Source organism: Aminobacter sp. P4_H6_2 (assembly GCF_056400805.1).
In genome coordinates this window covers 1-6,927 of record NZ_JBFUKO010000284.1, presented here as the reverse complement: position 1 = coordinate 6,927, position 6,927 = coordinate 1, and the positions used below count along the sequence as shown (strand labels likewise).

The following is a 6,927-nucleotide window of genomic DNA, read 5'->3' as shown; positions in this document are numbered from 1 at the left end:
GTGTCGACCATTCGAGATAGGCGGCGTGCAGCGCCTTCGTGGCCTCGACCCAGGCCGGTTTGGCGGCGGGCTTGCGCTTGGCGAAGGCCTCGACGAAAGCGGCGGGCGAGGCGTTGATGGCCAATGTCGGGCGGTAGACGCGACCGAGCTCGTCAGCGTCGGCATGGACGTGGACAAGCGTCTGGTCGGGATAGGGGCTCTTGATCAGCGTGTAGTCGGACGACGGCATTTCGCCGAAGCGGCCACCGACGAGCAGCACGAGGTCGGCGTCCTTGATCGCCTTGGCGATCTTGGGGTTGACGCCGATGCCGACGTCGCCGGCGTAGTTTTCGTGCAGGTGGTCGAACAGCATCTGGCGGCGGAAGGAGACGCCGACGGGCAGAGCCCAGGCTTCCGAAATCTTCTTGATCCGCTCGACGGCCTCGGCATTCCAGCGGGTGCCGCCGAGGATGACGAAGGGACGCTTGGCGCCATTGAGCAGGGCTTCGAGTTTGGAAAGCTCTTCGTCGCCGGGGCGGGTTTCGACAGGGGTCGCGGGTAGCGCGACCGGAGCCTCAACGACGCTGGTCAGCATGTCCTCGGGCAGCGACACGATCACCGGGCCGGGACGGCCAGACATGGCGACGGAGAAGGCGCGGGTGACCAGTTCGGGAATGCGGGCTGCGTCGTCGATCTCGACGACCCATTTGGCGATATCGCCGAAGAAGCGCTTGTAGTCGACTTCCTGGAACGCCTCGCGCTCCTTGGCATGGCTCGCCACCTGGCCGATGAACAAGATCATCGGGATCGAATCCTGCATGGCGATGTGAACGCCGGCGGAGGCGTTGGTGGCGCCGGGACCGCGGGTGACGAAGCAGATGCCAGGCTGGCCGGTGAGGCGGCCATGGCAGTCGGCCATCATCGCGGCACCGCCCTCCTGGCGGCAAACGATGCTGCGGATCTTTGAATCATGCAGCGCGTCGAGCACCGCGAGATAGGATTCGCCCGGCACGCAATATATGCGGTCGACGCCATTGGCCTCAAGCGCATCGACGATCAGTTTTCCGCCGGTCTTCATTTCGCATTCTTCTCCAGTTCGGCAAGGATTTCTGCGGTGTGTTCGCCCAGCCGGGGAGACGGCCGGTCATAGGTTAGCGGTGTCTCGGACATGACCATCGGCGCGCGCACCGAGGGCAGCTTGTTGCCGTGGCCGTCGTCGAGGTCCATGCGCATGCCGCGGGCGATCGCCTGCGGGTCGGAGAAAGCCTGGCCGATGGTGTTGATCGGGCTTGCCGGCACGCCCGATGCTTCGAGCCTGGCAAGCAGTGTTTCGCGGTCGAAGGCTGCGAGTGCGGCCACGATCTTCTCACGCAGGGCGACACGATTGGCGACGCGCGCCGAATTGGTGGCGAAGAGCGGGTCGGTGGCGATGGCTTCGAGCCCGACGATGGCGCAGAATTTCTGGAACTGGCCGTCATTGCCGACGGCAAGGATGAAATGCCCGTCGCGCACCGGCAAAACCTCGTAGGGCGAGATGTTGGGATGGGCATTGCCCATCTGCACCGGCGAATTGCCCGAGACCAGATAGTTCAGGTTCTGGTTGGCGAGCACCGACATCTGGGCGTCGAACAAGGCCATGTCGACATGCTGGCCCTGGCCTGTGGCCTCGGCGTGGCGGAGGGCGGCCTGGATGGCGATGACGGAGTAAAGCCCGGTGAAGATGTCGGTGACGGCGACGCCGACCTTCTGCGGCTCGCCGCCTGCGGGCCCGGTGATCGACATCAGGCCCGACATGCCCTGGACGATGAAGTCGTAGCCGGCGCGGGCCGCATAAGGCCCGTCCTGGCCGAAGCCGGTGATCGAGCAATAGACCAGCTTGGGATTGATCTTTTTCAGGCTCTCATAATCGAGGCCGTATTTCTTGAGGCCGCCGAGCTTGAAATTCTCGATCAGAATGTCGGCGTCGGCGACCAGCTTGCGCACGATCTCCGCACCTTTTGGTGTCGAGAAGTCGAGCGCGATGGAGCGCTTGCCGCGATTGCAGGAGTGGTAATAGGCGGCCGAGAGGTTTTCGCCGTCATGGGAAGTGACGAAGGGCGGACCCCACTTGCGCGTGTCGTCGCCGCCATCTGGGTTCTCCACCTTGATGACGTCGGCGCCGAGATCGGCCAGCAATTGTCCCGCCCATGGGCCGGCAAGGATGCGGGCGAGTTCGATGACGCGGACGCCGTGAAGGGGCGGATTGCTCATGAGGCACCAGAATTCATTTCAAGTGGGCCACGCTCTATCAGGAGTCCCGATATCCCRCCACCACGTTGCGATGGGCCAGTTGCCGCTGTCAGCGGGGAATTGTGCGGTCCAGCCAGTCGGCGAAATCGGCCATGATCGGCTCGCGATTGATCTCGTTGAGGCTTTCGTGGCGGGTCTCGGCGTAAACCTTTGAAATGAGATTCGAAAAACCCATCCGGCGCATGCGGGTTGCCAGCGTTTCGACAGCCTTGCCGCCTGACGTGGCGGGGTCGCGCTCGCCGCCCACCAGATTGAACGGCAGGTCCTTGCGCACACCAGCGAAGTTGCGGTCGTCGGCGCCAGCGAAGACGAGGTCGAAAATGTCGATCCACATCGACACGGATGCGTCCCAGCCGCAGAGCGGGTCGGCGACGTAGAGGTCGACTTCCGCGGGATGGCGCGAGAGCCAATCGAACTCGGTGCGGGGATTGGTTATTTTCTTCGCCCAGTCGCCGAAGGTCAGCTTTGGCAGGATGCGGGAGGGCACGTCGGAACCCAGACGGAAACGCTCGAAGGCAAGGATCGCCTGGGCAAGCCGACCAAGCAGGCCGGCCGAGAAATTAGCGTTCCAGATGGCTGCGGCGGCAATTCGCTCGGAATGGCGGAGCGTGAAGTTGAGTGCGATCAGCCCGCCCATCGAATGGCCGAAGATGACGACGGGCAGGCCGGGATGCTGTTCGGCGATGCGGTCGTGAACCGCCCCGACATCAGCAAGTACGTGCTCGACGCCGTCCTTTTGGGCGAAACGTCCGGTCGGCGCGCCGGGCGCGGTGGTCTCACCATGGCCACGATGGTCGTGGGCATAGACGTGATAGCCACGCGCGGCGAGAAAGTCGGCGAAGCGGCCGTAGCGCGCGGCATGCTCGGCAAGCCCGTGATTGATCTGCACCACGGCGCCGGCAGGGGCGTCGGCAGCCCTGACGTAAAGATTGAGTACTGCTCCGGTCGGAGACGCGAGTTTGCTGCTGATATCAAATGGCATCGTGTCCCCTTAAAGGCGACTGTTGAGTGAGGACGGAGCATGCGTCAAGAGCGGTCAGGCTCATCCGATAAGCGCAAGATGTCAGGAGATGGCAAGGCCGGTCTTGTTCGCAGAATGACAGTCCATATATTCCGCTAACCCTTGCGCCGGAATTTCAGTTTCCGACGCCGTTTCTTCGAATTTCCCTCATTTTCCCGCACGGTCGTCATGCAACCGATTATTTCCGTTTCAAATCTTTCCAAGACCTATGCGTCGGGCTTTTCGGCGCTCAAGAACATCAACCTCGATATTCGCCGTGGCGAGATATTCGCTTTGCTCGGCCCGAATGGGGCGGGAAAGACGACGCTGATCAGCATCATCTGCGGGATCGTCAATCCATCCGAAGGCAAAGTGCTGGCTGACGGGCACGACATCGTCACCGACTTCCGCGCGGCGCGCTCACGCATCGGCCTTGTGCCACAGGAACTCACGACCGACGCCTTCGAGACGGTCTGGGCGACGGTCAGCTTCAGCCGTGGCMTGTTTGGCAAGCCGGCGAACCCCGCCCACATCGAAAAGATCCTCAAGGACCTGTCGCTGTGGGACAAAAAGGACAACAAGATCATCACCCTGTCGGGCGGCATGAAGCGCCGCGTGATGATCGCCAAGGCGTTGTCGCACGAGCCGCAGATCCTGTTCCTCGACGAGCCGACGGCCGGTGTGGACGTCGAGCTCCGGCGCGACATGTGGGAGGTTGTGCGGCAGCTGCGCGAAACCGGCGTCACCATCATCCTGACCACGCACTACATCGAAGAGGCCGAGCAGATGGCCGACCGGGTCGGTGTCATCAGCCATGGCGAGATCATCCTGGTCGAGGAAAAGGCCGAGCTGATGCACAAGCTGGGCGGCAAGCAGCTGACGCTTCAGTTGCAGAACCCGCTGGAACACCTGCCGCCCGAGCTGGCGGGACATGGGCTCGACCTGTCCGAGGACGGGCATGAGCTCGTCTACACCTACGACACCCAAGGCGAGCGGACGGGCATCACCGCCCTGCTCAAGGACCTCAACGACGCCGGAATCCGCTTCAGGGACCTGCAGACCAAGCAGAGTTCGCTCGAAGAGATTTTCGTCAATCTGGTGAGTGAACGGCGATGAATTTTTACGCGATCCGCGCAATCTATTTGTTCGAAATGGCGCGCACCTGGCGCACGCTGCTGCAAAGCATCGTTTCGCCCGTCGTCTCGACATCGCTTTATTTCGTCGTCTTTGGGGCTGCCATCGGCTCGCGCATCACAGAGATCAACGGCATCAGCTACGGCGCTTTCATCGTGCCCGGGCTGATCATGCTGTCGCTGCTCACCCAGAGCATCTCCAACGCGTCCTTCGGCATCTATTTCCCGAAATTCGTCGGCACGATCTACGAACTGTTGTCGGCGCCGGTTTCGTATCTGGAGATCGTTATCTCMTATGTCGGGGCGGCGGCGTCGAAGTCGATCATCCTCGGCTTGATCATCCTCGCTACCGCTGCCCTGTTCGTGCCGCTGGAGATCCAGCAYCCTGGATGGATGCTGCTGTTTCTGGTGCTGACCGCCGTCACCTTCAGCCTGTTCGGCTTCATCATCGGCATCTGGGCCGGCAATTTCGAGCAGCTGCAGCTGGTGCCGATGCTGATTGTGACGCCACTGACCTTTCTGGGCGGCAGCTTCTATTCCATCGACATGCTGCCGCCGTTCTGGCGCACCGTGTCGCTGTTCAACCCGGTGGTCTACCTAGTCAGCGGCTTCCGTTGGAGCTTCTTTGGCATATCGGACGTCAATGTCGGCATCAGCCTCGGCATGACTTTGGTGTTCCTGGCGGCCTGCCTTGTCGCGGTCTGGTGGATATTCAGGACCGGCTGGCGCATCAAGGCGTAGTGGCGGCTGCACGCCAACTTGTCGATGCAGCCGCCAGAACGCCTATCCGCTTACACTCCAGCGCTGTTCGAGATCGACGAAAGGCTGCGCCGCCAATACAGCAACGGTGCATGGTCTTCCGTCTCGGTGTGCTCGACGATCGCCGTGACCAGTGAGTGATCCCCGAGTGGCAGCTGGTCGCGGACGCTGGCCGCCATCCACATCAGTGTCTCATCGATGCGAGGAAGCCCGTATTCCTCGCACCAACTGGTGTCACCGAACCGGTCTATCCCCGGCGTTGCGAAGCGGCGCGCAATGTCATGCTGGTGGGCGGCGAGAACGTTGATGCCGATCGGGGTTCCGGCCTCCAGCCGCTGTAGCAGCCCAGAGGCCTGTTTCATCGCAAACATCAGCATCGGCGGGCCAAGGGACAGAGCGCCCAGCGTGCCAACGGTTGCGCCGTAGCGTTCCGATCCGCTGCCCGTTGTTATGACTGCAACGGATGTCGGTATCTGCGCGAAGGCCGACTTGAGGGTGTCTGGCGACAATATTCCAGGCGCCTCAGTGCTTACCATTTTGCGGCAAGCGGCGAGGGCCCCTCCAGCGAGGGGAAGTGCGGCAATACCTCTTCGGCAAGCTCCTGGATGATCTCGCCAGCCGGCCTCGTGGAAAACTGCATTCCAAGTGCTGCGTGGTTGACGCCGGCCTCGCGCCATTCTCCGAGAAGGTCGATCAGTCCCTTGCGGCCGGTCTTCAACACGAAGCCGCCACGGAGCGGGGTGCGAGGAAAGTCGGGATCGTCGGAGAGGTCGAGCCATTCGTTGGTCATATGCGGGCGAAAACCACCGTCCGGAATCTGGTCGCGCCAGGCACGAATGTTCTGCGCCAGCCGCTTTGGGCCTTCTGGTATGTGGGTGGGCTGCGGGTACGTCAGCCAGCCGTCGGCGTGTTCGGCAACCCAAGCCGGTGTCTGCCTGCTCGACCCGGTGATGATCAGGGGGATACGACCGACAGGCGGCTTGGGCAGGAAATCGATGCCTGTCATCGTTCCGAGCGTTGAATTGATGGACGGGCGCCCGGGGGCGATGAGTTGCCGGAAATAGGAGACCGCTTCCGCAAATCGCCTGCCCCGATCGTCCATGTCCAAGCCATAGGCCGGAAACTCGGCCGGCCGGTCGCCGGACGCTATTCCCAGCACAAGACGCCCGCCTGAAAGCTGGTCGATGGTGGTCGCGGCCTTGGCGAGATCGATGGGATGGCGGAGCGAAAAGATGGCGCTTCCCGTGGCCAGCGCGACTTTTTGCGTCCGCGCCGCCAGATAGGAAAGATAGGTGAAAGGGTCGAAAAGCTGGCCCGCATCGCCAAATCCCGGATCGAAAAGCGGCACGTCACGGACCCAGATGCTTGCGAAGTCGCGGCGGTCGATTTCTTCAACCAATGCGGCCTGACCTTCCAGTACGGCCATGTCGCCCTCATAGAAGCGCAAGGGCAGAAAGATGCCGACTGTCAGCCGGTCCGGAGCGAACATGCGCCGATAGCCGGGGTGACCGGCAAATGCGTCGCTGGATGCGCCGGAGACGGCGGTCGAACGATCTGTTCGGGGGACGGCGATGTTCATTGGCGGAAGTTTCCTTGTCATGGGTCTGTCTGGGACTGGGCGGAAGGCCCGGCCGGGTGAGCTGCTCTTTTGAAGCGCTACCTTGGCCCCACGCTACGAAACCGGGACATGTGAGGGAAACGATGATTTCTCGTTCAAGAAGATAGACATACTAAATTCTGGATATGGCCATCGCAGAAACGTGTATC

7 protein-coding genes are annotated in these 6,927 nt (G+C 62.1%); 2 read left to right on the top strand and 5 right to left on the bottom strand.

The genetic code is table 11. The features are described from left to right. From AC1DUU_RS19120 to AC1DUU_RS19110, 3 genes are all read right to left on the bottom strand, one after another. Positions 1 to 1,057, bottom strand: a 1,057-nt coding sequence (locus AC1DUU_RS19120; RefSeq protein ID WP_476784981.1) for a thiamine pyrophosphate-binding protein, incomplete at its 3' end; no start/stop codon positions are given. Then, positions 1,054 to 2,229 (bottom strand): CaiB/BaiF CoA transferase family protein, encoded by a 1,176-nt coding sequence (locus tag AC1DUU_RS19115; RefSeq protein WP_476784980.1) that lies wholly within the window; start codon positions 2,227 to 2,229, stop codon positions 1,054 to 1,056. The genes AC1DUU_RS19115 and AC1DUU_RS19120, both read right to left, overlap by 4 nt. Before the next feature lie 88 nt (positions 2,230 to 2,317). Beyond that, complete coding sequence (locus AC1DUU_RS19110; RefSeq protein ID WP_476784979.1) at positions 2,318 to 3,250, bottom strand: alpha/beta fold hydrolase; 933 nt, start codon at positions 3,248 to 3,250, stop codon at positions 2,318 to 2,320. Between the two features lie 207 nt (positions 3,251 to 3,457). On the opposite strand from AC1DUU_RS19110, the gene AC1DUU_RS19105 reads away from it, so the two are divergent. Further along, positions 3,458 to 4,384, top strand: a complete 927-nt coding sequence (locus AC1DUU_RS19105) for an ABC transporter ATP-binding protein (RefSeq protein ID WP_476784978.1) — start codon at positions 3,458 to 3,460, stop codon at positions 4,382 to 4,384. Continuing rightward, entirely contained in the window at positions 4,381 to 5,142 is a 762-nt protein-coding gene (locus tag AC1DUU_RS19100) for an ABC transporter permease (protein ID WP_476784977.1), read from the top strand. The genes AC1DUU_RS19105 and AC1DUU_RS19100 overlap by 4 nt, the downstream gene beginning before the upstream one ends. 50 nt (positions 5,143 to 5,192) lie before the next feature. Here AC1DUU_RS19100 and AC1DUU_RS19095 read toward each other — a convergent pair whose 3' ends face one another. Next, positions 5,193 to 5,669, bottom strand: coding sequence for a flavin reductase family protein (locus AC1DUU_RS19095; RefSeq protein WP_476784976.1), 477 nt, complete (start codon positions 5,667 to 5,669; stop codon positions 5,193 to 5,195). A gap of 20 nt (positions 5,670 to 5,689) precedes the next feature. After that, the gene (locus tag AC1DUU_RS19090) at positions 5,690 to 6,739 is read right to left on the bottom strand and encodes an LLM class oxidoreductase (protein ID WP_476784975.1); all 1,050 of its coding nucleotides are present in this window, start codon (positions 6,737 to 6,739) and stop codon (positions 5,690 to 5,692) included. Between the last annotated feature and the right edge of the window lie 188 nt (positions 6,740 to 6,927).

Excerpts from the sequence above, each read along its gene's own strand:
- AC1DUU_RS19110 (WP_476784979.1), bottom strand. The coding sequence starts at position 3,250 with ATGCCATTTGATATCAGCAGCAAACTCGCGTCTCCGACCGGAGCAGTA.
- AC1DUU_RS19090 (WP_476784975.1), bottom strand. The coding sequence starts at position 6,739 with ATGAACATCGCCGTCCCCCGAACAGATCGTTCGACCGCCGTCTCCGGC.
- AC1DUU_RS19115 (WP_476784980.1), bottom strand. The coding sequence starts at position 2,229 with ATGAGCAATCCGCCCCTTCACGGCGTCCGCGTCATCGAACTCGCCCGC.